This is a genomic window from Methylobacterium gregans (genome assembly GCF_022179245.1).
In the GTDB taxonomy this organism is placed as follows: domain Bacteria; phylum Pseudomonadota; class Alphaproteobacteria; order Rhizobiales; family Beijerinckiaceae; genus Methylobacterium; species Methylobacterium gregans.
Window position 1 is genome coordinate 1 of sequence record NZ_BPQM01000075.1, and the last position, 26,470, is coordinate 26,470.

A 26,470-nucleotide genomic window follows, 5' to 3' on the forward strand; every position below is an offset into this window, starting at 1 on the left:
TCGCCTGCCTGCCCTCGCGCGGCAGGCCCTCGCCGCCCCGCGAGGGCAGGCAGGCGACGTGATGGGCGGCGTAGGCCCCCGCCACGTCGCCGCTCGCGCCCTGCCACGCCACGCCGTCCCGGCTCCAGCCGCGCAGGGTCTCCCCGGGGATCGCGCGGCGGTTGGAGGCGTCCGGCGCGCCGTAGAGGGAGAGCTCGACGGGCGCGCCGCGCCCGCGTGCGAGCCGGACCGCCTCGACGGCGACGTCCACGCCCTTCGACCAGAGCATGCGGGCGGCGAGGGCCACGCGCAGCGGCGGCTGCTGGGGCAGCGGGGCGGGCGTGTAGACGGCGGGATCGACGCCCGCCCCGCCGACGATCGTCACCGCCGTGTCGGCCGGGTCGAGCCCGAGGGCGCGGGCATCGTCCGGGTTCTCGAACAGGAAACGGGTGCGGCGGGAGGCGAGCGCCCCGCGGATCAGGTGGCGGAGCGCCGTGCGGGCGAGGCCGCCGACCCGGTCCTGGCGCGCGCCGATCAGCCCGAGCCCGGTGAGCGCGAAGACGCGGGCCGGCACGTTCGCCATCGCGGCCGCGGTGCCGCCGACGAGGATGGCGCGCAGCGCGATGCAGTGTACGATGTCGGCCTTAAGCGCCTTCAGGATCGCGGCGAGTTGGCCCGCGGCGTAGCCCGCCGCCATCGGGTTGAGGCTGGAGCGCTCGGCCTCCAGCGGCACCACCCGGGCGCCCGTCGCCTCGATGGCCGCCCGGTGGTCGCGCACCCGCGTCACCACCGCGACGGAGAGGCCCATCGCCACCGCGGCGCGGGCGAGCGGCAGGAAGTGCGAGGCGAAGAACCAGTCCTCGGTGACCACGAAGACCAGGCTGCGCATCGGGGCCGGGACGGAGGCAGGGGTAGAGGCAGGGGCAGGGGCGGGAGCGTCCATGCGCAGGCCTGTAGCACGCCCCTGCGGCGGATGGGTGCGGTCCGGAACGGGCTCGCGGACGCCACGGTTGTCGGCATACCAGTTCGAGGAGTGGAGCCATGGCCGAGCCGGCCTGCGAGACCAGCGTGGTCGACCCGCGCGACGCCGCCGCGGAGGCCGGCCTCGCCTATGTGGACGACGGCCGGCCGGGCCTGACGCGCCGCAAGAGCGGCAAGGGCTTCAGCTACCGCGACGCCAAGGGCGCGCCGGTGCGCGACAAGGCGGTCCTGGAGCGCATCCGCAAGCTTGCGATCCCGCCGGCCTACACCGACGTCTGGATCTGCCCGCGCGCCAACGGCCACATCCAGGCGACGGGCCGCGACGCCAAGGGGCGCAAGCAGTACCGCTACCATCCGGATTTCCGCGCCGCGCGGGAATCGACCAAGTTCAGCCGGATCATGGCCTTCGCCGAGGCGCTGCCGGGCATCCGCCAGCGGGTCGATGCCGACATGCGCCGCACCGGCCTGCCCCGCGAGAAGGTGCTGGCGACGGTGGTGCACCTTCTTGAGACCACGCTGATCCGCGTCGGCAACGACGACTACGCCCGCACCAACAAGAGCTATGGCCTGACCACCCTGCGCGACCCGCACGTCAAGGTGGAGGGGCCCGAGATGACGTTCCGCTTCAAGGGCAAGAGCGGCAAGACCTGGGACCTCTCCGTGAAGGACCGGCGCGTGGCGCGCATCGTCAAGGCCTGCCAGGACCTGCCGGGCCAGGAGCTGTTCCAGTACCTCGACGACGACGGCACGCGGCGCGACGTCACCTCGCAGGACGTGAACACGTATCTGCGCGAGATCACCGGCGAGGACTTCACCGCCAAGGATTTCCGTACCTGGGCCGGCACGGTGCTGGCCGCGCTGGCGCTGCGCGAGTTCGAGGCCTTCGACAGCCAGGCCAAGGCCAAGACCAACGTGCGCGCCGCGATCGAGGGCGTGGCGGCGCGGCTCGGCAACACGCCGACCATCTGCCGCAAGTGCTACATCCACCCGCAGGTGCTCGACAGTTACCTCGAGGGCGGTCTGCTGCTGCAGGTCAAGGAAGCGGTCGAGACGGAGCTGGCCGAGGATCTCGCCTCGCTCCGGCCCGAAGAGGCGGCGGTACTGACCCTCCTGCGCCAGCGGCTGGAGGCTGCGGCGCCCGTGGAGCCGAAGCGGCGGACCGGCCGGAAGAAGGCCGCGCCGGCCGGCAGATCCCGCGGCCGCGCCGGATCGGCGGAGGCGACGCTCCAGGCGGCCTCCTGAGGTTCAGGAGTGACGATGGATCCGGGTGGGCCCTGGCGGGCACGCTCCACAAGGCTCCGCGGGAGGGCAGCGGGACACGGGACCGATGATCCGCCGTGATCGGAAGGCGGGTGTTCGGTCGTCACGGAGCGGCCATCCGGCCTGAGGGCAGGAGCGGCGGCTTCGACGGCTCGACCCGCGTCTCAGCCTCCACCCGCGGCGAGCCCGGACGCGGTCAGGCCTTCTCGGCATAGATGCAGAGGCACGGACCGTTCGGGTGTCCTTCCGGTTGGTCCATGAAGACATGCTGCGTGGCGAAGCCGTTGACGCGTAGGAGCGCCAGGATCCCGTCCTTCTCCATCCAGGCGTGGCGATCCCGCACGCCTCCGCAGAAGGTCGAGGTGTTGGCGACGTCGAGATAGGTGCGTTGATAAAGCTTCAGTTTCTCCCCCTTGTGCTCGATCTCGTCGATCTCGCCGGTATAGGCCTGCTTCAGCGGGTGGCCATCCGGATAGGGGGTGGTCGGCGCGTAATGCGTCCATAGGAAGATGCGGTTGGCGCGTTTGCAGAGCAGGTCGAGAAGGCCGACCGGATCGGCCATGTGGTAGAGCACGCCCGAGGCGACTGCGAGATCGTAGGCCTTGGTGGTGTTCTGGAGCCACGCGACGAAATCACCGAGGTAGAAATGTGCTCTGGTGAGATCGAGGGCTTCCTTGGCCAGCACGCACTTGATGTAGGAACTGCGGTGCGCCTCGATCGCGTCAATCGATTCCGCGCCCGCCCCGTGGAGCATGTAGGTGTGCCCGGCCTCGAACGGGCCGAGTTCGAGGACGCGGTAGTTATCGACCGGGCAGAGGTCGAGCAGGATCCGGATGCGTTGATCCTCGAACAGGGTGGCCGTGCCGCCGAGCCCCGACTGCGCGACCGGGAGCTTCGAGACCCATTCGGGGTAGGCCGTCAGACCCGTGGTCTTGGATGGGGGAATGTTGGCGTATTCGGCGTGCACATCATCGTCGACGGCCATGGAAGCTTCACTCGCGTTGTCGGGTGGATCTTCTATGCCTGTTCAAGGCGCTGCACGAGACAGCCGGACAGGGTGTAATGATGGTGGTGTTCGAGCCCCCGGTGCAGGGTCGAGGCCTGCTCAAGAACGAAGCGTACCCGCCCGGCCTGTTCGACTTGTAGGACCGCGAAGCCGGCCTCGGGAGTAGGCCGAGATCGAGCAGGCGCGCATTCTGCACGGTACGCAACAAGATCCTCAAACGCTCCAGCATCGACCAGAACGGTCTCTCCTCGTCGGTGCGGCAATCCTACGGGTTCTCGATCCGGGTGCCGTCGCCGAGAACGGAACAGAAATTCTTGCGATCGTGGGCTCCGCCGATATGAAAAGCCATCTGGCAGCCCGGGAACCTGCTGTCTGCGCCGTGTCGGCAGGCCAAATCCGGACGTTCAACACGGTGGCGAATAGACGGTTCGACGGACCGTGCAATGTATCGAGACTTGCTTCGGGCGGTAATGGATTGGCCATCTTCTATCCATCGCAAAACCGTGGCCGTTCGAAGGAGAGGCGAAGAATCGTCAATCAATAGCGCAGTCGGGGTCTCGTTCCGGAGCCGCGCGATTGCGATTGAGCGGCGGCTCGCGGATGATCGAGGTTCGAGTTCTTCAGGTTTAACAGAAAGCCTCGGTCCCGTAGAGGGGTCTTACTGTACGTTAATTTTCTCACAGCGTATAGGTCTACCGGGGGACGGAGAGGACCCTATGCCCTTGAGAGGAGCGAGCGTGAGGTTGAAGGCGTTTCACGGCAATGCCGTAGCGGCTGTCGATCGGCTCCGTCCCGGAGCGGGCAAGACCGTACAGGCGGGACTGGACCGTGTCTTCAGGACGATGCCCAGGATTGCCGGAACCATGGCTGGCATGACCGACCTTCGCATCGAGGGCATCGAGGTGATAGGGGCGGGCAAGGTCGTACTCGACGCGCATTCGAAGGTTTTCTTCAAGATAAAGCCCTACCTCAAATTGTCGGCGCTGAGCGTTCAGTTCATTGTGAGCGTTCGGCCGGTAGATACGGCTCGTCCTATGCGGGTGTACATCGATCATGGGCGGGGATACACGGTTGCGGGATCCTATCTCCTTCAGCCGCTGGAGGGCGAATCGCGGTTTGGAATTCACATTCCTCTTCCGCAATTCGTGCATGAAGTTCGTATCGACTTCCAAGGTGCGGTCGTCGGTGCGGCTGAGCTCGACGCGTTCTACATCCAACGCTCCGATCCACGCGCGCTCCTGCGTAACTTTCTGGACCTGTCCGAGGCAGATCAACGCACGATCATCACCGGAAAGGTGAGCAGCGTGGTGGCCGCCATCCGCTCCCGGCGCACCGAGATCGAGCAGGATGTTGCCACGAGCATCCCAATGGCAGGCCTCAGCAGCGCCGTCAGTCACGGGCTGCTCTGGAGCGCGATCCACTCCGCCCATTCGGACCCGCTCTACCGGAGCTTCATCGGGCGCTTCAACCACCTGACAGAGGGCGATCGCGCGTGGATGCGGCAGCGCGCCGAGAGCTTCGGGACGAAGCCGTTCTTCTCGGTGGTCATGCCGGTCTACAACCCGCCGGTCGATCTGCTCATCGAGGCCGTCCGCTCGCTCCAGGCTCAGACCTATCCGCACTGGGAGCTGTGTCTCGCCGACGATGCTTCGCCGGATTTCGCGGTCCGTAACACGATCGTCCGCCTTGCCGAGGAAGACCCGAGGATCCGCTACGTCTTCCGTGAGACCAATGGCCATATCTCGGAATCGTCGAACGCGGCTGCCGCCCTCGCTGCGGGGGACTACCTCGTCCTGATGGACAACGACGACTTTCTGCCCGCACACGCCCTCTGGACGGCGGCCTATTACATCGACCAGAATCCGGGCTGCAAGCTGCTGTACTCCGATGAGGACAAGTTCAACCTCGAAGGTTTTCACGCCGATCCGTATTTCAAGGGCGATTTCGATCGTTTCCTGATGTATGGCCACAACCTGTTCAGCCATCTCGGCATCTACGACCGTGCGCTGTTCAACGAGGTCGGCGGCTTCCGCAAGGGCTACGAGGGCAGTCAGGACTATGATCTGACGCTCCGCTGCATGGAACGAATCGACGAGAAGCAGATCGTTCACATCCCGCATGTCCTCTATCACTGGCGGCAGGTGCTCGGATCGACTGCCATCGGGGCCGGACAGAAGGACTACGCGTTCGAGGCGGCGAAGCGCTCGATCAACAGTCACTTCGAGCGCATGGCATACCCGCTCCGCTCAGTCGACAGCGGCATCCCGGGCATCGCCAGCGTGCAGACGCTCACGGTCGAGAACCCGCAGACGATCAGCATCGTCATCCCGACGCGCAACGGTCTCGGCGTCCTGAAGCCCTGCATCGAGTCGCTCATGCGCGTGGCCGATCCTCTCGTGCAGATCGTCATCGTCGACAACTTTTCAGACGATGCGGAAACGCTGGCGTATCTCGACGAGCTTCGTCGCGACCGAAATCGTTTCGTCGTCGTTCGCTCCGAGACGGATTTCAATTTCTCGCACCTGTGCAACCTGGGTGTGCAGCGCGCCACGGGCGAGATCATCTGCCTGCTCAACAACGACACCGAAGTCGTCACGACCGATCTCTTCCATCGGGTGAGAGCATGGCTGTCCATCGACGATGTCGGCATGGTCGGTGCCCGTCTCCTGTTCCCGGACGGCTTCCTCCAGCATTTTGGGGTGTATCTCGGCATCGGCGGCGGCGACCCGGAGATCGCGGTCCATGCGCATTTCCGCAGGCCCGGTGCCGAGCATACGCAGTTCAGCAAGAGCAAGATCCTGCAGCAGTTCGCGGCCGTCACCGCGGCCTGCTGCTTCATGCGTCGCACCGATTGGGACCAGATCGGCGGCATGGATGAGAGCTTTGCCGTCGCCTACAACGATGTCGACCTCTGTCTGCGGGTGCGCCAGCAGGGGCTGAAGATCATCTGCGATCCCGGCATCACCATGATCCATAAGGAATCGATCACGCGCGGCGCCGACGTGAACCCGACGAAGGTCGTCCGGCTCAAGCGCGAGGCCGAGCACATGATGGCGAAGTGGGGCGCCGAGGGGCTGCGCGATCCCTTCTTCAGCCCGAACTTCTCGGCCAGGAGCCCCTATTTCGAGGTCGGCGAGAGCCCCCGCGGCCCGGTGCCGTGGAAGGATCCGGAAGCGGCGCCGGGCTGACCGCGCGACGCCCGTCGGGACAGGTCCGACGGATCGGCCTCATCCCGGCGAGGGGGCGGGTACCAGCACCCGGGCGGGGGCGAGGCGGCGGGCGCGGCGCACCTGCTGCACCGCGACCGGCCTGTAGAGCTGCTTGGTGGCATCGACCACGTGCAGTCCCGCGAAGGGCAGGGACAGGCCGGTGCCGAGCCGCTCCCAGGCCGGCCCGGTCTGGAGCATCAGGCGCGAGCGCACGGGCGGCATGTAGAGGGTCTCGGCCCAGCCCTCCGGCGAGAACAGCGTGTCGCGCATCAGCCGGCCGAGCTGCGAGCGGCTGTAGGGCTGGCCGTGGCCGAAGGGCGTCGCCTCGCGCCGCGCCCAGACGCCGCGGCGGTTGGGCACCACCAGGATCATCCGTCCGCCCGGGGTCAGCGTGCGCCAGACCTCCTGCAGCAATTCCGTCGGGCTCTCGACGGATTCGAGCGCGTGGACGAGGATCACCCGGTCCACCGCGGCCTCGGGCAGCGGCATCATGGTCGGGTCGGCCAGCGCCGAGCAGGACCGGCCGGCGCCCGGCCAGTTCACCACCCCTTGCGTCGCGGGCATGAAGGCCAGCGTCCGCTCGGCGATGCAGTGGACCGGTCCGAGATAGGGCGTGGCGTAGCCGATCCCGAGCACCCGCAGGCCGGAGACGGAGCCGAGGAAGCCGTGCAGCGCCCGGCCGACGACACGATGGGTCACCTGGCCAAGCGGCGTTGCGTAGAAGGCCCGCAGGTCGGTGACGTCGAGGCGCATGGTCGGTCAGGCAGCGGGAACGGAGCGCGCGGACGCTCGCGGGTGGCGCGACGCCTTCAATGGGGACCCGGCGGCGCCACGACAAGCGGCCGGGCGATGGGCGCGCGCGGAACAGGGCGGTTTCGGTTACGGTTCTGTGCCTGATGCCCCGGGGCCTCATGCCCGCGAGGCCGACTGCCCTCAGCCTCGCATCCGCGAGGTCCGCAGCCCCAGAGAGGACTGGAGGAGACCATGAGCGCCGGCGCCGCCGAGACCCGCACCTTTCTCTGCCGCAGCGACAATATCGGTGTGCTGATCCGCGATCCCCGCACGGGCGCCTGCGCGGCGATCGACGTGCCGGAGGCGGAACCGGTGCTGCGCGCCCTCGATGAGACGGGCTGGCGGCTCACCGACATTCTCGTGACCCACCGGCACGGCGACCACATCGAGGGCATCCCGGAGGTGCGCCGCGCCACCGGCGCCCGCCTCACCGCCCCCGAGAAGGCGCGCGAGGCGGTGCCCGACGCCGACGTCTACGTGCGCGAGGGCGACCGGGTGCGGGTGGGGGATCTCGAGGCGGAGGTCTGGGAGACGCCCGGTCACTGCCTCGACCATGTCGCCTACTGGTTCTCGGGAGCCGAGATCGTGTTCGCGGGCGACACCCTGTTCACCCTCGGCTGCGGCCGAGTGATGGAGAGCCCGCCCGAGACCCTGTGGCGCTCGCTCCAGCGGTTCGAGGTGCTGCCGGACGCCACGCAGGTGTTCAGCGGTCACGATTACGTCCTCTCCAATGCCCGCTTCGCTCTGGCGGCGGAGCCCGGCAATGCGGTGCTCCAGGCGCGCGCGGCCGAGGCCGAGCATGCGCGGGACGAGGGCCGCTTCCTCGTGCCCTCCACCATGGGGGCGGAGCGGGACACCAATCCCTTCCTGCGGGCCCGCGAACCGGCGCTCGCGCGCGCGGTCGATCTACCGCCGGGTGATTCGGCGGCGGTCTTCGTCGCATTGCGGGCGTGGAAGAACCGCTTCTAGAGAAGCTACAACAAGAAAAATTTGTTGCGTTCTCAAACCAAAATGAACATAGGACAAAGGGAGGGGTGAGCGATGCCCCTCTCAACAGCCTCCCAGGGGGAGACTACAAGGTTCACGGAAGCGTCGGAGCGCTTCCCGGTCAGATGGGGGTTCGTCTCGCCCTACCACCTTTCCTCTTCACGCCTGCCCCTTCCCTTCGTTCAGCCGGATCCGGACCTGACGTCCGGCTCTTCGGCCGAGGCACTCAGCGAGATGCCACAGACCGATGGGGATGTGCAGGCGGCACGGGCCGACAACCGGGCGGGACGCTCGGCAGCGGGCCTCCGCAACCGGCCCGCGCCCGTCTCGGCCGACGTGCGCCTGCTCGGTATCGCCACCGAGCATCTTGCGAGATTGGGTCCGAAGCGCGTGACGGTGGTCGCCGTGGCGGCGGAAGCCGGCATGACGCACGCCAACGTCTATCGCTACTTCCCCTCGAAGGACGCGCTCCTCGACGCCGTGGCCGGGCGCTGGCTGCGTGACATCGAGGCGCATCTGGCCGGCATTGCCGATGCGCCGGATCCGGCCGACGACAAGATCGAGCGCCTGCTGACCGCGCTCGCCACCCTGCAGCGCGACGCGCTGGCGAGCGAGCCGAACCTGTTCGCCGTCCATCTCGACGCCACCGTTGCGGCCCGCCCGATCGCCCGTCGCCACCGCGTGCGCCTGCGCAGCCTCGTCGAGCGGGTTGTCGAGGAGGGGATGATCGCCGGCACCTTCTCGGCCCGCGACCGGGAGCGGGCGATCGCCTACATCTTCGACGCCAGCTACCGGTTCACGCATCCCCTCGCGATCCAGCACGACGCCGACGTTCCGCGCGACCTCGTCGAGGCCCGCTTCGGCGCGGTGATCCACGCGATCCAGCGCGTTCTGCGCGCAGGCGTGCTCTGAAGCGCGCGTCGCCGCGCCCATCATGATGCCGGGGCCGTGGACCGCAGGGTCCGCGGCCCCTTTCGTTTTCAGGCTCTCGAACCGACTGCATGAGGCGAAATGACAGTTTTTGAATCCTGTCATCGGAGCTTTGCCGCCGAACCCTTCGCCGCAGCGCGGCAATAAACGGCTCAGGAGGAAGGGTTTTTTCGGACGATCAACGGTTCCGCTCCGTTCCGGCTCCTGGCCCAATGCCTGCTTGCCCCACCTTGGTCGGGTTGAAGCAGAGGTGCTTTTCCGCCACACAGCCGCCCGGACAAGACCGGCACGACCAGCGCAGGTGGCGCGCGTGCCGACGTAACGCGTGAGCCCAGACCCCGCGGCCCCGTCCGCGCCAAGCTTCACCCTGTCGAACCAGGCACAGCAGAGGTTTATCGCACCATGGCACGCAGCAAGATCGCGCTCATCGGCGCCGGCCAGATCGGCGGCACGCTCGCTCACCTCGCGGGCCTGAAGGAGCTCGGCGACGTCGTGCTGTTCGACATCGCCGACGGCGTGCCCCAGGGCAAGGGTCTCGACATCGCCGAGTCCGCCCCGGTGGACGGGTTCGACGCGAAGTACGCGGGCGCCAGCGACTACGCGGCGATCCAAGGTGCGGACGTGGTGATCGTCACCGCGGGCGTGCCGCGCAAGCCCGGCATGAGCCGCGACGACCTCATCGGCATCAACCTCAAGGTGATGGAGGCGGTCGGCAACGGCATCAAGCAGTACGCGCCCAACGCCTTCGTGATCTGCATCACCAACCCGCTCGACGCGATGGTCTGGGCGCTGCAGAAGTTCTCGGGGCTCCCCGCCAACAAGATCGTCGGCATGGCCGGCGTGCTCGACTCCGCTCGCTTCCGCCACTTCCTGGCCGAGGAGTTCGGGGTCTCGGTCGAGGACGTCACCGCCTTCGTGCTCGGTGGCCACGGCGACGACATGGTCCCCCTGGTGCGCTACTCGACGGTCGCCGGCGTGCCGCTGCCGGATCTGGTCAAGCTCGGCTGGACCACCCAGGAGAAGCTCGACGCCATGGTCGAGCGTACCCGCAAGGGCGGCGGCGAGATCGTCAACCTGCTCAAGACCGGCTCGGCCTTCTACGCCCCGGCGGCCTCGGCGATCGCGATGGCCGAGAGCTACTTGAAGGACAAGAAGCGCGTCCTGCCCTGCGCCGCCCATCTGTCCGGCCAGTACGGCATCGACGGCCTGTTCATCGGCGTGCCGATCGTGATCGGCGAGAATGGCGTCGAGCGCGTTCTCGAGGTCGAGTTCAACGCCGACGAGAAGGCGATGTTCGACAAGTCGGTCGCCTCCGTGAAGGGCCTGATCGAGGCCTGCAAGTCCATCAACGGCGCGCTCGCCTGAGCCGTTCGCGCGCGGCGCAGGTCTCTGGTATGCCAGCGCCGCGCGTGCCCTGACCGGGACTCTCAAGCCCTGCGGTGGACGCGAGGAGGACGCCTATGAACATCCACGAATATCAAGCCAAGGGGGTGCTGCGCGAGTTCGGCCTGCCGGTCTCCCGCGGCGTCGCGATCTTCAAGCCTGAGGAGGCGGCGGCTGCCGCCGACGAGCTCGGCGGCCCGGTCTGGGTGGTGAAGAGCCAGATCCACGCGGGCGGGCGCGGCAAGGGCACCTTCAAGGGCGCGCCGGCGGGCGCCAAGGGCGGCGTGCGCGTCACCAAGTCGAAGGACGAGGTGGTTCAGTTCGCGCGCGAGATGCTCGGCCAGACGCTCGTGACCGTGCAGACCGGCGAGGCCGGCAAGCAGGTCAACCGCCTCTACATCGAGGAAGGCGCGCAGATCGCCGCCGAGTTCTACCTCTCGATGCTCGTCGATCGCGAGACCGGACAGGTCGCCTTCGTGGTCTCGACGGAAGGCGGCATGGATATCGAGCAGGTCGCCCACGACACCCCTGAGAAGATCGTCACCTTCTCGGTCGATCCGGCCACCGGCATCATGCCCCATCACGGCCGCGCGGTCGCCAAGGCGCTCGGCCTCTCGGGCGCGCAGGCCAAGGAAGCCGGCGATCTCACGGAGAAGCTCTACCGGGCCTTCACGGCCAAGGACATGAGCATGCTGGAGATCAATCCGCTGGTGCTCACCGGCGACGGCCACCTCAAGTGCCTCGACGCCAAGATCTCCTTCGACTCGAACGCCCTCTACCGGCACCCCGACGTCGTCGCGCTGCGCGACGAGACCGAGGAGGACGCCAAGGAGATCGAGGCCTCGAAGTACGACCTCGCCTACATCGCGCTCGACGGCACGATCGGCTGCATGGTCAACGGCGCGGGTCTGGCCATGGCCACCCTCGACATCATCAAGCTCTACGGCGAGGAGCCGGCGAACTTCCTCGACGTCGGCGGCGGCGCCTCGGAGGAGAAGGTCACGGCGGCCTTCAAGATCATCACCGCCGACCCGCAGGTGAAGGGCATCCTCGTCAACATCTTCGGCGGGATCATGAAGTGCGACGTCATCGCCCGCGGCGTGATCGCGGCGGTGAAGGCGGTGGGCCTGGAGGTCCCGCTGGTCGTGCGCCTGGAGGGCACCAACGTCGAGGAGGGCAAGGAGATCATCCGCTCGTCCGGCCTCAACGTCATCCCGGCGGACGACCTCGACGACGCCGCCCAGAAGATCGTCGCCGCGGTGAAGGGAGCCTGATCCGATGTCCGTCATGATCGACGCCAACACCAAGGTCATCTGCCAGGGCTTCACCGGCAAGAACGGCACCTTCCATTCCGAGCAGGCCATCGCCTACGGCACCAAGATGGTCGGCGGCACGAGCCCCGGCAAAGGCGGCTCGCAGCATCTCGGCCTGCCGGTCTTCGACACCGTCGCCGAAGCCCGCGAGAAGACCGGCGCCGATGCTTCGGTCGTCTACGTGCCGCCGCCGGGCGCCGCGGACGCGATCTGCGAGGCGATTCAAGCCGAGATCCCGCTGATCGTCTGCATCACGGAAGGGATTCCGGTGCTCGACATGGTGCGGGTGAAGCGCGCACTCGAGGGCTCGAAGTCGCGGCTCGTCGGCCCGAACTGCCCCGGCATCGTCACCGCGGGCGAGTCGAAGATCGGCATCATGCCGGCCAACATCTTCCGCCCGGGCTCGGTCGGCATCGTCTCGCGCTCCGGCACGCTGACCTACGAGGCGGTGTTCCAGACCACGAACGCGGGCCTCGGTCAGACGACCGCCGTCGGCATCGGCGGCGATCCCGTGAAGGGCACCGAGTTCATCGACGTGCTGGAGCTGTTCCTCGCCGACCCGAAGACCGAATCGATCGTGATGATCGGCGAGATCGGCGGCTCGGCCGAGGAGGAGGCCGCCCAGTTCCTGAAGGACGAGGCCAAGCGCGGGCGGAAGAAGCCGATGGTCGGCTTCATCGCCGGCCGCACGGCGCCTCCGGGCCGCCGCATGGGCCATGCCGGCGCGATCATCTCGGGCGGCAAGGGCGGCGCCGAGGACAAGATCGCGGCGATGGAGGAGGCGGGCATCCGCGTCTCTCCGTCCCCTGCCCGCCTCGGCTCGACGCTGGTCGAGGTGCTGAAGGGCTAGGACGCTGCCTTGCGCCACACGCAAGGACGCGATGCCCATATCGGACGGATCGGCTTGCGCGGATGACGCGCAATCCGGTCGGATTTGAATGACGGATGCGCCCGCCGCCCTCGCGCGGGCGCGTCCGAACGGTTGAGGGCGGTCCGCCCGGCGCGGTCCGCACCCCCGAGCAGGATGGACGGACCATGGCACGCCAGGACCTGAACGAAGCGCTCCTCGAAACCTCGTTCCTCTACGGTGGCAACGCCGCCTATATCGAGGAGCTGCAGGCAGCCTACGCGCGCAATCCCGCCTCGGTCGATCCTGAGTGGCAGAACTTCTTCAAGGCACTCGGCGAGGACGAGACGCTCGTCGAAAAGAACGCCAAAGGCGCCTCCTGGACCAAGCCCAATTGGCCGGTGCCGCTCAACGGCGAGATCGTCTCGGCCCTCGACGGAAACTGGCCCGCGCTCGAGAAGGGCTTCGGCGAGAAGATCCTCGCGAAGGACGCCAAGCCCGGAAAGCCGGCGGACGGCGCCGCGGTGGTGGCCAAGACGGGCGTCTCGGTCGAGCAGGCCACGAAGGATTCGGTCCGCGCCATCATGCTGATCCGCGCCTACCGCATGCGCGGCCACCTGCACGCCAAGCTCGACCCGCTGGGACTGGCGCCCCGCGGTGACCACGAGGAGCTGCACCCGCAGCATTACGGCTTCACGGAAGCCGATTGGGACCGCCAGATCTTCCTCGACAACGTGCTGGGCCTGGAATTCGGCACGATCCGCGAGATCGTCGACATCCTGGAGCGGACCTACTGCCAGACGCTCGGCGTCGAGTTCATGCACATCTCCGACCCGGCCGAGAAGGCGTGGCTGCAGGAGCGCATCGAGGGCAAGGACAAGGAGATTTCTTTTACTCCTGAGGGTCGTAGGGCCATCCTCAACAAGTTGATCGAGGCTGAGGGATTCGAGAAATTCCTCGACCTCAAGTACACGGGCACCAAGCGCTTCGGCCTCGACGGCGGCGAGGCGATGATCCCGGCGCTCGAGCAGATCATCAAGCGCGGCGGCGCGCTGGGCGTGCGCGAGATCGTGCTGGGCATGGCCCACCGCGGCCGCCTCAACGTGCTCACCAACGTGATGGCCAAGCCCTTCCGGGCGGTCTTTCACGAGTTCAAGGGCGGCTCGGCCTCGCCCGCCGAGGTCGAGGGCTCGGGCGACGTGAAGTACCATCTGGGCGCGTCCTCTGACCGCTCCTTCGACGGCAACAACGTCCACCTCTCGCTGACCGCCAACCCGTCCCACCTTGAGATCGTCGATCCGGTGGTGCTCGGTAAGGTGCGGGCCAAGCAGGACCAGTGGGCCAAGCCCAATGTCGAGCGCCGCACGGTGCTGCCGCTCCTGATCCACGGTGACGCGGCCTTCGCGGGCCAGGGCGTGGTGGCCGAGTGCCTCGGCCTCTCGGGCCTGAAGGGCCACCGCACCGGCGGCTCGGTGCACTTCATCATCAACAACCAGATCGGCTTCACCACCGACCCGCGCTTCTCGCGCTCCTCGCCCTACCCGTCGGACGTGGCGAAGATGGTCGAGGCGCCGATCTTCCACTGCAACGGCGACGATCCGGAAGCCGTAACCTTCGCCGCCAAGGTCGCGGTCGAGTACCGGCAGAAGTTCGGCAAGCCGGTCGTGATCGACATGCTCTGCTACCGGCGCTTCGGCCACAACGAGGGCGACGAGCCGGCCTTCACCCAGCCGAAGATGTACCAGCGCATCCGCAAGCACCCGACCGCGCTGGAGACCTACGGCCGCAAGCTCGTCGAGAGCGGCGTGCTGACCCAGGAAGCGCTCGACGCCCGCAAGGCCGAGTTCCGCTCCATGCTCGACAGCGAGCTCGACACGGCCACCAACTACAAGGCCAACAAGGCCGATTGGCTCGACGGCCGCTGGTCCGGCTTCAAGGCGGTCTACGAGGACGTGGACGACCCGCGCCGCGGCCGCACCGCAGTGCCGGCCGAGACCCTGCGGGAGATCGGCAAGCGGATCACCCAGGCGCCCCCCGGCTTCCACCTGCACCGCACGATCCAGCGCTTCCTCGACAACCGCGCCAAGGCGGTCGAGACCGGCGAGGGCATCGACTGGGCGACCGCCGAGGCGCTGGCCTTCGGCTCGATCCTGCTCGACGGCAACCGCGTCCGCCTCTCGGGGCAGGATGTCGAGCGCGGCACCTTCTCGCAGCGCCACGCCGTGGTGATCGACCAGGAGAACGAGCAGCGCTTCACCGCCCTGAACTCCATCCGGGAGGGGCAGGCCAGCATCGAGATCATCAACTCGATGCTCTCCGAGGAGGCGGTGCTCGGCTTCGAGTACGGCTACTCGCTGGCCGAGCCGAACGCGCTCACGCTCTGGGAGGCGCAGTTCGGCGATTTCGCCAACGGCGCGCAGGTGGTGATCGACCAGTTCATCGCGTCCGGTGAGCGCAAGTGGCTGCGCATGTCCGGCCTCGTGATGCTGCTGCCCCACGGCTACGAGGGCCAGGGGCCGGAGCACTCCTCGGCCCGCCTGGAGCGCTACCTGCAAGCGTGCGCCGAGGACAACATGCAGGTCGCCAACTGCACGACGCCGGCGAACTACTTCCACATCCTGCGCCGGCAGCTGAAGCGCGATTTCCGCAAGCCGCTCGTGCTGATGACGCCGAAGTCGCTGCTGCGCCACAAGCGGGCGGTCTCCTCCCTCGACATGCTGGCGGAGGGCTCGACCTTCCACCGCATCCTCTGGGACGACGCCGAGCACGAGTCGAGCGAGCTGAAGCTCGTGCGCGACGATAAGATCCGCCGCGTCGTACTCTGCTCGGGCAAGGTCTATTACGACCTACTGGAGGAGCGCGAGAAGCGGGGCGTCAACGACGTCTATCTGCTGCGCGTCGAACAGCTCTACCCGTTCCCGCTCAAGGCGCTCGCCAACGAGATGGGCCGCTTCCGCAACGCGGAGGTGGTCTGGTGCCAGGAGGAGCCCAAGAACATGGGCGCGTGGTCCTTCGTCGAGCCCTATCTCGAGTGGGTGCTGGGGCAGGCTGGCTCCGCCGTGAAGCGCCCGCGCTATGTCGGACGCCCGGCCTCGGCCTCGACTGCAGTCGGCCTGATGTCGAAGCACCAGGCGCAGCTCCAGGCCTTCCTCAACGAGGCCCTGGCGGTCTGACGCGAACCCGATGGCCTACTTCCTGCTCCGCCTCGCGCCGCCGCGTCCGAGCTTCCCGTTCGACGCGACGGAGACCGAGAAGGCGCTGTTCTCCGAGCACGCGGCCTACTGGATCGACCTCGCGGAGCGGGGGCAGGCCGTCGCGGTGGGGCCTGTCTTCGATGCGGCCGGCACCTGGGGCCTCGCCCTGGTGGAGGCCGCCGACGACGCGGCCGCTCGCGCGCTCGGGGCCGACGATCCCGTCATCCGGGCGGGAGCCGGCTTCGCCTACACCCTCTCGGCCGTACCGAACCTGATTCTGCGGCGTTGAGGCCGCGAACCGACAGCCACAGGAGGCCCCCAGCGGGGCAGTGAGAACATGGCAACCGACATCCTCGTCCCGACGCTCGGCGAATCCGTGAGCGAGGCCACGATCGGCCGCTGGTTCAAGAAGCCCGGCGACACGGTCGCGGCCGACGAGCCCCTGGTGGAGCTGGAGACCGACAAGGTCACCCTGGAGGTCAACGCCCCGGCAGCCGGCGAGCTCGGCGAGATCCTGGTGAAGGACGGCGAGACGGTGGAGCCCGGCGCGCTGCTCGGCTCCATCGTGGAGGCGGGTGCCGGGAGCGGAGCCAAGAGTGAGGCGAAGGCCGCCCCGAAGCAGGCCGCCGAGACCAAGGCCGAGAGCCGCAGCGAGGCCCCGAAGGAGGGCGGTTCGACCAAGGCGGAGCCCCCGAAGGAATCCTCGGCCGGCTATGGCAGCCACAGCGAGGGCGCCCCGCCGCAGGCCGGCCGCCCGGTCGGCGACAACGGCCCGGCGGTGGCCAAGCTCGCCCGCGAATCCGGCGTCGATCCGTCGGGCGTCAACGGCAGCGGCAAGGACGGCCGTGTCACCAAGGGCGACATGCTCGGCGCCATCGCCAAGGGGGGGACGACCGGGCCGGCCCAGGCGGCGCCCGCCAAGGAGGCGCGTCCCACCCTGCCGCGCGCGCCCTCCGCGCCGGACGATGCCGCGCGCGAAGAGCGCGTTCGCATGACGAAGCTGCGCCAGACCATCGCGCGCCGCCTCAAGGACGCGCAGGACACCGCCGCGATGCTGACGACGTTCAACGACGTCGACATGTCGGCCGTGATGGCGATGCGGGCCCAGTACAAGGACATCTTCGAGAAGAAGCACGGCACGAAGCTCGGCTTCATGGGCTTCTTCACCAAGGCGGTGATCGGCGCGCTCAAGGACGTGCCGGCGGTCAACGCCGAGATCGACGGGCAGGACCTCGTCTACAAGAACTACTACCACATCGGCATCGCGGTCGGCACCGATAAGGGCCTCGTCGTGCCGGTGGTGCGCAACGCCGACGACCTCTCGATCGCCGGCATCGAGAAGACGATCGCCAGTTTCGGCAAGAAGGCGCGAGACGGCAAGCTCTCCATCGAGGAGATGCAGGGCGGCACCTTCACGATCACCAACGGCGGCATCTACGGCTCGCTGATGTCGACGCCGATCCTCAACGCGCCGCAATCGGGCATCCTCGGCATGCACCGCATCGAGGAGCGTCCGGTCGTGCGCGGCGGCAAGATCGAGGCGCGGCCGATGATGTATCTGGCCCTCTCCTACGATCACCGGATCGTCGACGGGAAGGAGGCCGTGACCTTCTTGGTGCGCGTGAAGGAGGCCCTGGAGGACCCGGCGCGCCTCGTGCTCGATCTCTAAGATCGCTCGTTTCGCGGGCCCGCTCTTGTGAGCGGGCCCGCCTCCGCGGCAGGCGATGTCCAACTGCTGCAATGGTTCTCTGTGACCCTATCCTCGGCGTCGTTCCTGGCGGCGCTCTGCCTCGTGTCGATCGCCGTCTTCTATTCGACGCGTTGGCTGATCCACCTCCTTCTTCGCCGCATCAGGTAGACCGCATGTCCTACGATCTCGTCGTCATCGGCACCGGCCCCGGGGGCTATGTCTGCGCCATCCGGGCGGCCCAGCTCGGGCTGAAGACCGCGGTGGTCGAGAAGCGGGCGACCCATGGCGGCACCTGCCTCAACGTGGGCTGCATCCCATCCAAGGCCCTGCTGCACGCGTCCGAAGCCTTTGAGGAGGCCAACCATCACTTCGCCGATCTCGGCATCGAGGTGAGCGGGGTGAAGCTCGATCTGAAGAAGATGATGAGCTTCAAGTCCGAGGGCGTGGCCGGCAACACCAAGGGCGTCGAGTTCCTGCTGAAGAAGAACAAGGTCGACACCTACCAGGGCACCGGCCGCATCGCCGGGGCGGGCCGCGTCGAGGTGGTCACCGAGGACGGCGGCAACCGGATGCTGGAGACGAAGAACATCGTCATCGCCACGGGGTCGGACGTGGCCAAGCTCCGCGGCGTCGAGATCGACGAGCAGGTGGTGGTCTCTTCCACGGGCGCCCTGGAACTCGACCGGGTTCCGAAGAAGCTTCTCGTCATCGGCGCGGGCGTGATCGGGCTCGAGCTCGGCTCGGTCTGGCGGCGGCTGGGCGCCGAGGTCACGGTGGTCGAGTATCTCGACCGGGTGCTGCCGGGCATGGACGGCGAGGTCGGCAAGCAGTTCCAGCGCATCCTGACCAAGCAGGGCCTCGTCTTCAAGCTCTCGACCAAGGTCACGGGCGTCGAGGTGGCCAAGAAGGGCGCCAAGGTCACGGTGGAGCCGGCGCAGGGCGGCGCCTCCGAGACGCTGGAGGCCGACGTGGTGCTCGTCGCCATCGGCCGCGTGCCCTACACGCAGGGCCTCGGCCTGGAGACGGTCGGCGTGCAGACCGACGACAAGGGCCGCATCCAGACGGACGAGCACTTCGCCACCAACGTCACCGGTATCTACGCGATCGGCGACGTGATCGCCGGCCCGATGCTCGCCCACAAGGCCGAGGACGAGGGCGTGGCGGTGGCCGAGATCCTGGCCGGCCAGTCGGGCCACGTGAACTACGCGGTGATCCCGAACGTGGTCTACACCTTCCCGGAGGTCGCCTCGGTCGGCAAGACCGAGGAGGAGCTGAAGAAGGACGGGATCGCCTACAACGCCGGCAAGTTCCCCTTCACGGCCAACGGCCGCGCCAAGGCGAACGGCACCACGGACGGCTTCGTGAAGGTGCTGGCGGATGCGCAGAGCGACCGGGTGCTCGGCGTGCACATCGTTGGGGCGGACGCCGGCAACCTGATCGCCGAGGTCGCGGTGGCGATGGAGTTCGGCGCGAGCTCCGAGGACATTGCGCGGACCTGCCACGCCCACCCGACCCTGACCGAGGCCGTGAAGGAGGCCGCGCTCGCGGTCGCCAAGCGCGCCATCCACGTCTGATCGGATGGGGGGATCCCGGAGGACCTTCAGGCCCTCCGGCCGGGTCCGGGGCAGCGCTCCATCAGTGCCGCGCGGGGCGGGGCTCCTCCAGCACCGGCGCGAGGCCGAGCTGGCGGGCCAGCGTGACGAGGTCCTTGAGGCGGCCGGTCTGCGTCTTGCGGCGCAGGTTTAGCCGGTGGGTCTCGACCGTGCGCACGCTCAGCGCCAGGCGGCGGGCAACCTCCTTGTTGCTGAACCCCGCGCTGAGGAAGCGCAGCACCTCCGCCTCCCGCGGTGTCAGGCCGAGCGCCTCGCCGGTCTCCGCCTGGAGTTCGGCGGAGGGAGGATAGAGGCAGTCCTGCCCAGCGGCGAGCGCCAGGATCGCTGCGCAGAGATCACGCGGAGATCCTGAGCGGGCGATCACCGCGTCGGTGCCGGCCGCGAGCAGCGCTCCGAGATCCGCCCCGGTGAGCGCCTGGAAGGCGGCCAGGATCCGCAGCCGCGGCTGCCGCTCCCTCAGCGCGCCGATCTCGGCGAGCCCGTTGCCGATGCGCCGCTCGTCGATGAACACCAGGGCGACTAGGCGCTCCAGCTCCGTCTCGGCGAGATCCGCCTCGTGCAGAGTCTGGAGCTCGGGCAGATGCTCTAGGGTCGCCCGAACGGTCGGACACAGGTCCTGCGGCTCATCAACGATCAGCACGCCCACCGCAGCACTCATGATCCCACGCCCCTCTTCCCGCTATGAGACGGCGTCGCCGCTCTTGGAGGGCATGTTTCAAGTTCGAGTCCAGGCGCCTTCTGTAGAACGTTAAGGTTTACACGGAGCTATTCAGGAGGGGGCCGTGTGGCCGACTGGTTAACGACCGTCCCAAAGCCGGACAACCCAGCCGAGGGGCCAGGTAAATCTGTGCCGATACGGTTTGACCGAGGCGCCCTTCAGCCCGTCCGGGCGAGAATCAGGTCCGTGGCCGCCGAGACCACGCGGTCGCGGCCACCGGTCTTGGCCTCGTAGAGGGCGATGTCGGCCCGCTTCACCAGCGCCTCGACCGAGTCGCCCTCCGTCCAGGTGCTGACGCCGAAGCTGCAGGTCAGGCGCACGGGGCCGCGGTTGCCGCGGATGCGCAGGTCACGCGCCTTCAGGCAGAGGCGCCGGGCAACCGCCTCGGCGGCCTCCAGCCCGGTATCGGCCAACGCAATGGCGAACTCCTCGCCGCCGAGCCGGCCGGCTTTGCCCTCCTCGGCCATCAGCTTGGCGACCGCCTGGATCGCCCGGTCGCCGACGTCGTGGCCGTGCTCGTCGTTGATGCGCTTGAAGAAGTCGATGTCGGCGAGGATCATCGAGAGGCGGCCGTGATTGCCCGCCCGGTCCGCGCTCTGGTTGGCCTGGGCGAAGAAGGCGCGCCGGTTCAGGAGGCCGCTCAGCGGGTCGGTCTCGGCCAGGCGGATCAGGTGGTCCTGCAGCGTGGTCAGGCGCTCGGCGGCGCGCAGGCGCGCGTGCAACTCCTCGGCGCAGGGCGGCTTGTCGATGAAGTCGTCGGCGCCGCTGTCGAGTGCCTCGGCCAGGGTGCGCTCGTTGCGGGCCGACGACATGGTGATGACGTAGAGGGGGCGGCGCTCGTCGGCCAGCAGACGCGCGGACCAGCACAGTTCCAGGCCACCCAGGGGGCGCACCTGCAGGCTGGTGATGAGCACGCGGATCTCGGGCCGGTCGGTCAGGAAGGCCAGCGCCTCTGCCGAATCCGTGAAGCAGTGCACGCTGTGCCCGCGCGGTTCGAGCAGCCCCGCCACGATCTTGAGGACGACCCGGCTGGAATCGACGATGACGATGTTCATGGGAAGCCTTCCGGCAGCGATCGGCCCTGGGGGCGAGTGTGGCGCACAGACCTTAATGTCCCCTGCACGGGGCGGCCGGGCGGGCGGGCCGTGAGCGCGCCGCCGGTCACGCCGGACGGGCGCTACATCGTGGTGCGCGGGCGGCTTTGGCGGCGCGCCGATCCGGGCCTCGACGAGGCCGCGCGCGCGGAGACGGTGTCGGCGCTGATGGACGCCCGGCGGGCCGTGCGGGCCGCCAAGGCGGCGGAGCGGGCGGGCGATCGGGGGGCGGGAGAGGCCCTGCGCGCGGCGCGCGCTGCCGTGCAGGCCGCGAAGGAGGCGCTCGGCGAGCGCGGCCCGGTCTGGTGGGACGACGGCGCCCCGGATGAGACCCGGCGGCTCGCGCGCAACACGCGCTACGCGGCTTGGTTCGCCGCGCTCGCGGAGACGGGGTGAGCCCGCGCCCGGCCGGTTCCGGTCAGCGCCGCGGGACCTGGACCTCGATGATGCGCACGCCCGCCGGCCGGTAGCCGCCCGCCTCGGCCGCTTCCCAGCCACCGGCCGCGCCGCGCGAGAGGATGCGGGCGCCGGGCGCGGGTTTGCGCCGCGCCGGCTCGCGGGCGTTGATCACGGTGAGGGTCGGCTCGCCGACGGGCGCGCGGGGGATGCCGGAGACGGTCGGCACGCCGTAGGTGCCGTAGCTCCAGGCTGGCGGCACGATCTCGCTGGGCCGGGGGAAACGGGTCAGCGGCGCGCCGATATAGGCGCCGCGCACCGCCTCGTCGGCGAAGCCGTAGCGGCCCGCCCCGTATCCGTAGGTCGGCGCGTAGGCCGCTCCGGAGGTGGGCCCGTAACCGTCATGATCGAACTCGACCGCGCCGGCGCTGCTGGCCCCGAGCGCCAGGGCGAGCACGGCAAACGCCGCCCGCGTGCTATGAGCCCACATGCTGAACCTCCGGCGCGCCGCGCATGAACGTTCCGGAAACGTCATGCGCTCCGGTGTCGTTCCGGAACCGGCCAGCGCGCCAGCCGCGCAGACTGCGTAACCCGGCGCCGGCGCATGAAAAAGCCCCGGGGGACCGGGGCTGGTCGATGCGCGGCGTGAATGCGCGAGCGGCGTGCGCGGCTCGGGCCCGCCTCAGCGGCAGGTCGTGATCCGGCGGACGATCCAGCCCTCGCCCTCGATCCAGAGCCGGCGGCGGGTGCGGCTGCAGTTGGTGTCTTCCTCGGCCTCGCCGGCGGAGGCGCCGGTGGTGCTCGCCGAGGCCGCGACGGGCCGCACCGGACTCGCCTCGGCGACCTTGGCGATGCTGCGGTCGGAGGCCGCCGGGGCGGCCGAGACGGGCGCGGTCAGGGCAAGGAGAGAGGCCGCGGCGAAGCCGGCGGCGGAGAGCTTGAGCATGGGATGTCCGTTCGTTCGCCGCCGGCCTGTGCCGCGGCCGTCCGCCTCGTCCGACGGGGCATTCGGGCCCGCGCGATCTGTCGTCTCCTCAATGCACGGCTGAGCCTCAGGGTTGCACCGGAGCGTCAGGATTTACCCACGCAATCGCCACGATTGTCCCCAGGCGCCCGTGCCGATCGGGCGTCGGGGGCGGCGCTCGCGTGCCGGCGGCGCCGCTCGGCTGGGGCCGCGCACGGTCATTTCAGCGCGCCGCGCCGCACGGCACCTTGCCGACGCTTGACGCAGGGATTAGTCATTCGCGCGCAAGCAGATCGGGACGAAACGTCAAGATCTCGGTCGATCGAGCCTGCATACTTGGAATGCTTCCAGATAGCGGATGCTCCAAGATGCAATGGGCTCCTCAGGTTTTAATAGTTCCAATCTGGAGAACGACATGGCGGACGGCTCGACGTTCGTTCAGGCCTTCACGATCCTGTTTCGGGAAGGTCTGGAAGCGCTTCTGATCATCGCGGCGCTCGTCGCGTTCCTGCGCCGGGCGGGCGCGGCGGAGCGGATCGCCCCGGTCTATGCCGGGGCGGGCGCCGCGGCGCTGGCGAGTCTCGCCATGGCGTGGGTGTTCCAAACCTATTTCGACGGCAATCACAACGACCTGATGGAAGCGGGCGTGATGCTCGCCGCCGCCGCGCTGATGTTCTACATGAGCGGCTGGCTCTTCGTCCGGCAGGACCCGAAGGCCTGGCAAGCCGACCTGAACCGTCTCGCCGAGCGGGCGCTCGGGGCCGGCACCGTCCTGTCCCTCGCCGGCATCGCGTTTCTGGCGGTGTTCCGCGAGGGCGCCGAGACCGTGCTGTTCCTGCACGCGCTCGCCAAGAGCAACAACGGCTTCGACGGCTCGCTCTTCGCAGGTCTCGGAGTCGCGGCGCTCGCGCTTGCCGCGATGTTCGTCGCCATGCAGTGGCTGGCCCTGCGTCTGCCCCTGCGGCCGATGTTCGTGATCACCTCCGCCTTCCTGTTCGTGATGGGCCTGAAGCTCGTCGGCGAGGCCTTCCAGGAGTTCCAGGAGCAGACCCTCGTCTCGGTCCACGACGGGGGCGTGCCGGCCTTCGTCACCGAGATTGGCTTCAACGGGACGTGGGAGGCGATCGGCACGCAGGCGGTGCTGGTGGCGATCGCGCTTGCCTGCCTCGTCGCCTATCTGGCGCGGAACCGGAGCGCCGCGGCGTTGCCCCCGTCGGCCCCGCAAGGCAAGCCGGCGCGCGCGGCCTCGTAGGCGCGGACGCACCGGATCAGACACGGGCCCGCCGCGCCATGCGCGGCGGGCCTTCTCTTTTCAGGGCCCTGCGCCCGTCGTGACCGAGAGCATCGGCAAGGTCACGGCGAGCGATCCGGCCTCGCGCGGCGGCGCGGCGAGCGCCGCGAAGGCCGCGAGGCCGAGGCAGAAGCTGAGACCGAGGAGCCCGGTCTCGACGCCGCGGTAGAACCTGTCCATCGGGAGCCTCCCATCGAGTCTCCCATCATCGGGCCGGCAGGTTAACGCCTTCTCAGCCGCCGTAGGCGACCAGCCCGGCCCCCGCCGCGATCAACGCCACACCGAGCCAGCTCAGAAGGCTCAGGGACTCACCCAGGAGGGTTGCGCCGAACACGGCCACCAGCACGACGCTGAGCTTGTCGAGCGGCGCGACCCGGGCCGCGTCCCCGAGGGAGAGGGCCCGGAAGTAGCAGAGCCAGGACGCGCCGGTGGCGAGGCCCGACAGGACGAGGAACAGCGCGCTGCGGCCCGAGACCTGACCGAGCGCGCCCGTCTGCCCGGCGGCGAGCACGATCGCGGCGGTGAGCGCAGCCACGACGAGCGTCCGCAGGAAGGTCGCGACCTCGGAGGGCACGCCCGACACACCGAGCTTGGCCAGGATCGCGGTCAGCGCCGCGAACACGGCCGAGAGCAGCGCCCAGACACGCCAGGACGCGAGCCAGGAGCCGGGCCAATCGCTCACGTCGGCGCGCTCACGGGATCAGCCGGTCCGCCCGCAGGCGCCCGAACAGGTCGGTGAAGGCGTCGTCGGAGGGCTGGTAGCGCAGGAAGCCGAGCCGGCGGCTCTTGCTCATGTCGGTCACCACCTCGATCGGCCGGCCGAGATCGGCGTCGGTGTGCCACGCGGAGGCAAGCCGGCCGAGGTCGGGCTCCGCGAGGCCGTGGCGCCGGGCGATCTCCGCCCAGGTGGCCGCGTCCTGCGCCATCTGCGCCTCCAGCGGCCGCACCGTGCCGTCGAAGGGGGCGGGCTCCAAGCCGAACCACTGGGCGATGCGCCCCCACATCCAGCTCCAGCGGAAGACATCGCCGTTGACCACGTTGAAGGCCTCGTTCGCGGCGGCCTTGCTGGTCGAGGCCCAGAGGATGTGGTGGGCGAGCTGGCGCGCGTCGGTGACGTCCACGAGGCCGTTCCACTGCGCCGCCGAGCCCGGGAAGCGGAAGGGCCGCCCGGTCTCGCGGCAGAGCGTGGCGTAGACGGCGAGCGTGGTGCCCATGTTCATGGCGTTGCCGACCGCCTTGCCGACGATCGAGTGCGGGCGGTGCACGCTCCAGGTGAAGCCGTCGCGGCGGGCCGCCGCGAAGACCGCGTCCTCCTGGGCGTAGTAGAAGTTCTCGACCGAGAGCCGCCCCTGCTCCTCGCGGAACGGCGTCTGCGGCAGGCTGCCTGTGCCGTAGTTCTCGAACGGCCCGAGATAGTGCTTCAGCCCGGTCACCAGGGCGACGTGGCGGACCGAGCCGCCGGACCGCAGGGCGTCCAGCACGTCGCGCACGGCCTGCCCGTTCAGGTGGATCATCTCGGCCTCGGTCTGGCGCCGCGTCCAGGTGGCGAGCACGACGTGGCTCGGGCGGAGTTCCGCCAGCGCCCGCCGCAGCGCGTCCGAATCGTGCAGGTCGGCGCGTATCGGGTGGATGCCCGGGGCGGCGGGCGGGTTGCGGGCGAGCCCGTGGACCGACCAGCCCTCCGCCGCCATCAGGGAGGCGGTCGCGCTCCCCACGATGCCGCTCGCGCCGACGATCAGTGCCGTACCGGTCATGTCCTGGCTCCCTGGCCGATCCGCCCCCGCGGCTGAACTGGGGCGCGGGACGGGCATCCGCCACCGCGCGGCCCGCCCCAGGCCCGGGTTTCTCTCCCGCGTGAGGCGCAGGGCTCACAGGGGTGTGCAGGCGGCGCGGTAAAACTACCGGTTGTGCGCGATCCGGATCGAACCTTAAGAAAGATTCCGAAGTCGGGTCGGCCCGCATCACGCGCGCCGAGACAGTCAGAGGTCCCTCATGCGACACTTCAAGATCGCACGCGCGCTCGCCACAAGCGTCGTCCTCGCTCTTGCGTCGGGCGGCGCGGCATCTGCCCAGGAAGCCACGACCGCCGAGCAGACCGTCGACGTGATGAACAAGCTGTTCGGCAAGCACCCGGGCTTCCGGGCGAACCACGCGAAGGGCGTGGTCGCCGAGGGCAGCTTCACGCCCTCGGCCGATGCCGCCAAGATCAGCAAGGCTTCCCTGTTCGCGGGGGCGGCCGTCCCCGTGACGGTCCGTTTCTCGGACGCCACCGGTGTTCCGACCATTCCGGACGGCGCGGCCAACGCCAACCCGCACGGCATGGCGCTGAAGTTCAAGCTCGCCGACGGCACGGAGATGGACGTCGTCGTCAACGCCTTGAAGTACTTCCCCGTCGCCACCGGCGAGGAGTTCCGCGATCTGCTGAAGGCCGTCTCCGAGAGCGGGCCGGACGCGGCGCGCCCGACGGCCCTGGAGAAGTTCACAGCGGCCCATCCGGCCGCCGCCACGGCAGGCAAGACCGCCCGGACCCCGTCGAGCTTCGCCCGCCAGACCTATAACGGGGTGAACGCCTTCGTCTTCGTTGACAAGGACGGCAAGCGCCAGGCCTTCCGCTACCGCTTCGTCCCGGTGCAGGGCGAGGAGATCCTCTCACCCGAGGAGGCGGCCAAGCGGGATCCGGGCTACCTGATGGAGGAGATCGGCCTGCGCCTCGCGAAGGAGCCGGCGCGCTTCCGGGTGCTGGCACAACTCGCCGAGCCTGGCGACCCGACGAACGATGCCACCAAGCCCTGGCCCGACGACCGCCGGACGATCGATCTCGGC

At 69.0% G+C, this 26,470-nt stretch carries 25 protein-coding genes; 15 read left to right on the plus strand and 10 right to left on the minus strand.

Annotated elements, in window-relative coordinates; all coding sequences use genetic code 11:
• On the minus strand, positions 1-868 hold an 868-nt coding region (locus MFF54_RS15605; RefSeq protein ID WP_238303762.1), incomplete at its 3' end, for a glycosyltransferase.
• Between the two features lie 152 nt (positions 869-1,020).
• Here MFF54_RS15605 and MFF54_RS15610 point away from each other — a divergent pair.
• Positions 1,021-2,202: a DNA topoisomerase IB gene (locus MFF54_RS15610; protein WP_238303763.1), complete on the plus strand. Its 1,182-nt coding sequence runs from the start codon at positions 1,021-1,023 to the stop codon at positions 2,200-2,202.
• 214 nt (positions 2,203-2,416) lie between these two features.
• Here MFF54_RS15610 and MFF54_RS15615 read toward each other — a convergent pair whose 3' ends face one another.
• Entirely contained in the window at positions 2,417-3,205 is a 789-nt protein-coding gene (locus tag MFF54_RS15615) for a class I SAM-dependent methyltransferase (protein WP_238303764.1), read from the minus strand.
• Positions 3,206-3,228: 23 nt separating this feature from the next.
• On the opposite strand from MFF54_RS15615, the gene MFF54_RS15620 reads away from it, so the two are divergent.
• The gene (locus tag MFF54_RS15620) at positions 3,229-3,366 is read left to right on the plus strand and encodes a hypothetical protein (protein ID WP_238303765.1); all 138 of its coding nucleotides are present in this window, start codon (positions 3,229-3,231) and stop codon (positions 3,364-3,366) included.
• A gap of 723 nt (positions 3,367-4,089) precedes the next feature.
• Entirely contained in the window at positions 4,090-6,414 is a 2,325-nt protein-coding gene (locus MFF54_RS15625; RefSeq protein ID WP_238303766.1) for a glycosyltransferase family 2 protein, read from the plus strand.
• A gap of 39 nt (positions 6,415-6,453) precedes the next feature.
• Here MFF54_RS15625 and MFF54_RS15630 read toward each other — a convergent pair whose 3' ends face one another.
• Entirely contained in the window at positions 6,454-7,188 is a 735-nt protein-coding gene (locus MFF54_RS15630; RefSeq protein ID WP_238303767.1) for a methyltransferase domain-containing protein, read from the minus strand.
• Positions 7,189-7,419: 231 nt separating this feature from the next.
• Here MFF54_RS15630 and gloB point away from each other — a divergent pair, with 231 nt between their 5' ends.
• From gloB to lpdA, 9 genes are all read left to right on the plus strand, one after another.
• Positions 7,420-8,196 carry a hydroxyacylglutathione hydrolase gene (gloB, locus tag MFF54_RS15635; protein ID WP_238303768.1) on the plus strand — a complete coding sequence of 259 codons (777 nt, stop codon included), beginning with the start codon at positions 7,420-7,422 and terminating at the stop codon, positions 8,194-8,196.
• Between the two features lie 252 nt (positions 8,197-8,448).
• Positions 8,449-9,126, plus strand: coding sequence for a TetR family transcriptional regulator (locus tag MFF54_RS15640; protein ID WP_238303769.1), 678 nt, complete (start codon positions 8,449-8,451; stop codon positions 9,124-9,126).
• A gap of 420 nt (positions 9,127-9,546) precedes the next feature.
• Positions 9,547-10,509 carry a malate dehydrogenase gene (mdh, locus tag MFF54_RS15645; protein ID WP_238303770.1) on the plus strand — a complete coding sequence of 321 codons (963 nt, stop codon included), beginning with the start codon at positions 9,547-9,549 and terminating at the stop codon, positions 10,507-10,509.
• A 95-nt stretch (positions 10,510-10,604) separates the two neighbouring features.
• Positions 10,605-11,801, plus strand: coding sequence for an ADP-forming succinate--CoA ligase subunit beta (gene sucC / locus MFF54_RS15650; protein WP_238303771.1), 1,197 nt, complete (start codon positions 10,605-10,607; stop codon positions 11,799-11,801).
• Between the two features lie 4 nt (positions 11,802-11,805).
• Positions 11,806-12,690: a succinate--CoA ligase subunit alpha gene (gene sucD / locus MFF54_RS15655; RefSeq protein WP_238303772.1), complete on the plus strand. Its 885-nt coding sequence runs from the start codon at positions 11,806-11,808 to the stop codon at positions 12,688-12,690.
• Positions 12,691-12,875: 185 nt separating this feature from the next.
• Complete coding sequence (locus MFF54_RS15660; protein ID WP_238303773.1) at positions 12,876-15,860, plus strand: 2-oxoglutarate dehydrogenase E1 component; 2,985 nt, start codon at positions 12,876-12,878, stop codon at positions 15,858-15,860.
• 10 nt (positions 15,861-15,870) lie between these two features.
• A complete protein-coding gene (locus tag MFF54_RS15665; protein ID WP_238303774.1) occupies positions 15,871-16,170 on the plus strand; it encodes a YciI family protein in 300 nt (99 codons plus the stop codon).
• A gap of 48 nt (positions 16,171-16,218) precedes the next feature.
• Positions 16,219-17,550 (plus strand): 2-oxoglutarate dehydrogenase complex dihydrolipoyllysine-residue succinyltransferase, encoded by a 1,332-nt coding sequence (gene odhB, locus MFF54_RS15670; RefSeq protein ID WP_238303775.1) that lies wholly within the window; start codon positions 16,219-16,221, stop codon positions 17,548-17,550.
• Between the two features lie 194 nt (positions 17,551-17,744).
• A complete protein-coding gene (gene lpdA / locus MFF54_RS15675; protein ID WP_238303776.1) occupies positions 17,745-19,145 on the plus strand; it encodes a dihydrolipoyl dehydrogenase in 1,401 nt (466 codons plus the stop codon).
• 61 nt (positions 19,146-19,206) lie between these two features.
• On the opposite strand, the gene MFF54_RS15680 is transcribed toward lpdA, so the two are convergent.
• Both MFF54_RS15680 and MFF54_RS15685 read right to left on the minus strand, forming a co-directional pair.
• Positions 19,207-19,842, minus strand: a complete 636-nt coding sequence (locus MFF54_RS15680) for a LuxR C-terminal-related transcriptional regulator (RefSeq protein WP_238303777.1) — start codon at positions 19,840-19,842, stop codon at positions 19,207-19,209.
• A 218-nt stretch (positions 19,843-20,060) separates the two neighbouring features.
• Entirely contained in the window at positions 20,061-20,957 is an 897-nt protein-coding gene (locus MFF54_RS15685; protein ID WP_238303778.1) for a diguanylate cyclase domain-containing protein, read from the minus strand.
• Positions 20,958-21,047: 90 nt separating this feature from the next.
• Between MFF54_RS15685 and MFF54_RS15690 the strand changes: the two genes are divergently transcribed.
• Complete coding sequence (locus tag MFF54_RS15690; protein ID WP_238303779.1) at positions 21,048-21,392, plus strand: hypothetical protein; 345 nt, start codon at positions 21,048-21,050, stop codon at positions 21,390-21,392.
• Between the two features lie 22 nt (positions 21,393-21,414).
• Here MFF54_RS15690 and MFF54_RS15695 read toward each other — a convergent pair whose 3' ends face one another.
• Both MFF54_RS15695 and MFF54_RS15700 read right to left on the minus strand, forming a co-directional pair.
• Positions 21,415-21,882, minus strand: a complete 468-nt coding sequence (locus MFF54_RS15695; protein ID WP_238303780.1) for a hypothetical protein — start codon at positions 21,880-21,882, stop codon at positions 21,415-21,417.
• 192 nt (positions 21,883-22,074) lie between these two features.
• Positions 22,075-22,338, minus strand: coding sequence for a hypothetical protein (locus MFF54_RS15700; RefSeq protein WP_238303781.1), 264 nt, complete (start codon positions 22,336-22,338; stop codon positions 22,075-22,077).
• A gap of 433 nt (positions 22,339-22,771) precedes the next feature.
• Between MFF54_RS15700 and MFF54_RS15705 the strand changes: the two genes are divergently transcribed.
• Positions 22,772-23,608: an FTR1 family iron permease gene (locus tag MFF54_RS15705; RefSeq protein ID WP_238303786.1), complete on the plus strand. Its 837-nt coding sequence runs from the start codon at positions 22,772-22,774 to the stop codon at positions 23,606-23,608.
• Between the two features lie 60 nt (positions 23,609-23,668).
• On the opposite strand, the gene MFF54_RS15710 is transcribed toward MFF54_RS15705, so the two are convergent.
• The 3 genes from MFF54_RS15710 to MFF54_RS15720 are packed head-to-tail and all read right to left on the minus strand — an operon-like array spanning position 23,669 to position 25,401.
• A complete protein-coding gene (locus MFF54_RS15710) occupies positions 23,669-23,827 on the minus strand; it encodes a hypothetical protein (protein ID WP_238303782.1) in 159 nt (52 codons plus the stop codon).
• A gap of 52 nt (positions 23,828-23,879) precedes the next feature.
• A complete protein-coding gene (locus tag MFF54_RS15715) occupies positions 23,880-24,329 on the minus strand; it encodes an EamA family transporter (protein WP_238303783.1) in 450 nt (149 codons plus the stop codon).
• 10 nt (positions 24,330-24,339) lie between these two features.
• Positions 24,340-25,401 carry an SDR family oxidoreductase gene (locus tag MFF54_RS15720; RefSeq protein WP_238303784.1) on the minus strand — a complete coding sequence of 354 codons (1,062 nt, stop codon included), beginning with the start codon at positions 25,399-25,401 and terminating at the stop codon, positions 24,340-24,342.
• Between the two features lie 238 nt (positions 25,402-25,639).
• Between MFF54_RS15720 and MFF54_RS15725 the strand changes: the two genes are divergently transcribed.
• The coding region (locus tag MFF54_RS15725; protein WP_238303785.1) for a catalase family peroxidase at positions 25,640-26,470 on the plus strand (831 nt) is incomplete at its 3' end.

Excerpts from the sequence above, each read along its gene's own strand:
- MFF54_RS15610 (WP_238303763.1), top strand. The coding sequence starts at position 1,021 with ATGGCCGAGCCGGCCTGCGAGACCAGCGTGGTCGACCCGCGCGACGCC.
- MFF54_RS15615 (WP_238303764.1), bottom strand. The coding sequence starts at position 3,205 with ATGGCCGTCGACGATGATGTGCACGCCGAATACGCCAACATTCCCCCA.
- MFF54_RS15625 (WP_238303766.1), top strand. The coding sequence starts at position 4,090 with ATGGCTGGCATGACCGACCTTCGCATCGAGGGCATCGAGGTGATAGGG.
- MFF54_RS15630 (WP_238303767.1), bottom strand. The coding sequence starts at position 7,188 with ATGCGCCTCGACGTCACCGACCTGCGGGCCTTCTACGCAACGCCGCTT.
- gloB (WP_238303768.1), top strand. The coding sequence starts at position 7,420 with ATGAGCGCCGGCGCCGCCGAGACCCGCACCTTTCTCTGCCGCAGCGAC.
- MFF54_RS15640 (WP_238303769.1), top strand. The coding sequence starts at position 8,449 with ATGCCACAGACCGATGGGGATGTGCAGGCGGCACGGGCCGACAACCGG.
- mdh (WP_238303770.1), top strand. The coding sequence starts at position 9,547 with ATGGCACGCAGCAAGATCGCGCTCATCGGCGCCGGCCAGATCGGCGGC.
- sucC (WP_238303771.1), top strand. The coding sequence starts at position 10,605 with ATGAACATCCACGAATATCAAGCCAAGGGGGTGCTGCGCGAGTTCGGC.
- sucD (WP_238303772.1), top strand. The coding sequence starts at position 11,806 with ATGTCCGTCATGATCGACGCCAACACCAAGGTCATCTGCCAGGGCTTC.
- MFF54_RS15660 (WP_238303773.1), top strand. The coding sequence starts at position 12,876 with ATGGCACGCCAGGACCTGAACGAAGCGCTCCTCGAAACCTCGTTCCTC.
- MFF54_RS15665 (WP_238303774.1), top strand. The coding sequence starts at position 15,871 with ATGGCCTACTTCCTGCTCCGCCTCGCGCCGCCGCGTCCGAGCTTCCCG.
- odhB (WP_238303775.1), top strand. The coding sequence starts at position 16,219 with ATGGCAACCGACATCCTCGTCCCGACGCTCGGCGAATCCGTGAGCGAG.
- lpdA (WP_238303776.1), top strand. The coding sequence starts at position 17,745 with ATGTCCTACGATCTCGTCGTCATCGGCACCGGCCCCGGGGGCTATGTC.
- MFF54_RS15680 (WP_238303777.1), bottom strand. The coding sequence starts at position 19,842 with ATGAGTGCTGCGGTGGGCGTGCTGATCGTTGATGAGCCGCAGGACCTG.
- MFF54_RS15685 (WP_238303778.1), bottom strand. The coding sequence starts at position 20,957 with ATGAACATCGTCATCGTCGATTCCAGCCGGGTCGTCCTCAAGATCGTG.
- MFF54_RS15695 (WP_238303780.1), bottom strand. The coding sequence starts at position 21,882 with ATGTGGGCTCATAGCACGCGGGCGGCGTTTGCCGTGCTCGCCCTGGCG.
- MFF54_RS15700 (WP_238303781.1), bottom strand. The coding sequence starts at position 22,338 with ATGCTCAAGCTCTCCGCCGCCGGCTTCGCCGCGGCCTCTCTCCTTGCC.
- MFF54_RS15705 (WP_238303786.1), top strand. The coding sequence starts at position 22,772 with ATGGCGGACGGCTCGACGTTCGTTCAGGCCTTCACGATCCTGTTTCGG.
- MFF54_RS15710 (WP_238303782.1), bottom strand. The coding sequence starts at position 23,827 with ATGGACAGGTTCTACCGCGGCGTCGAGACCGGGCTCCTCGGTCTCAGC.
- MFF54_RS15720 (WP_238303784.1), bottom strand. The coding sequence starts at position 25,401 with ATGACCGGTACGGCACTGATCGTCGGCGCGAGCGGCATCGTGGGGAGC.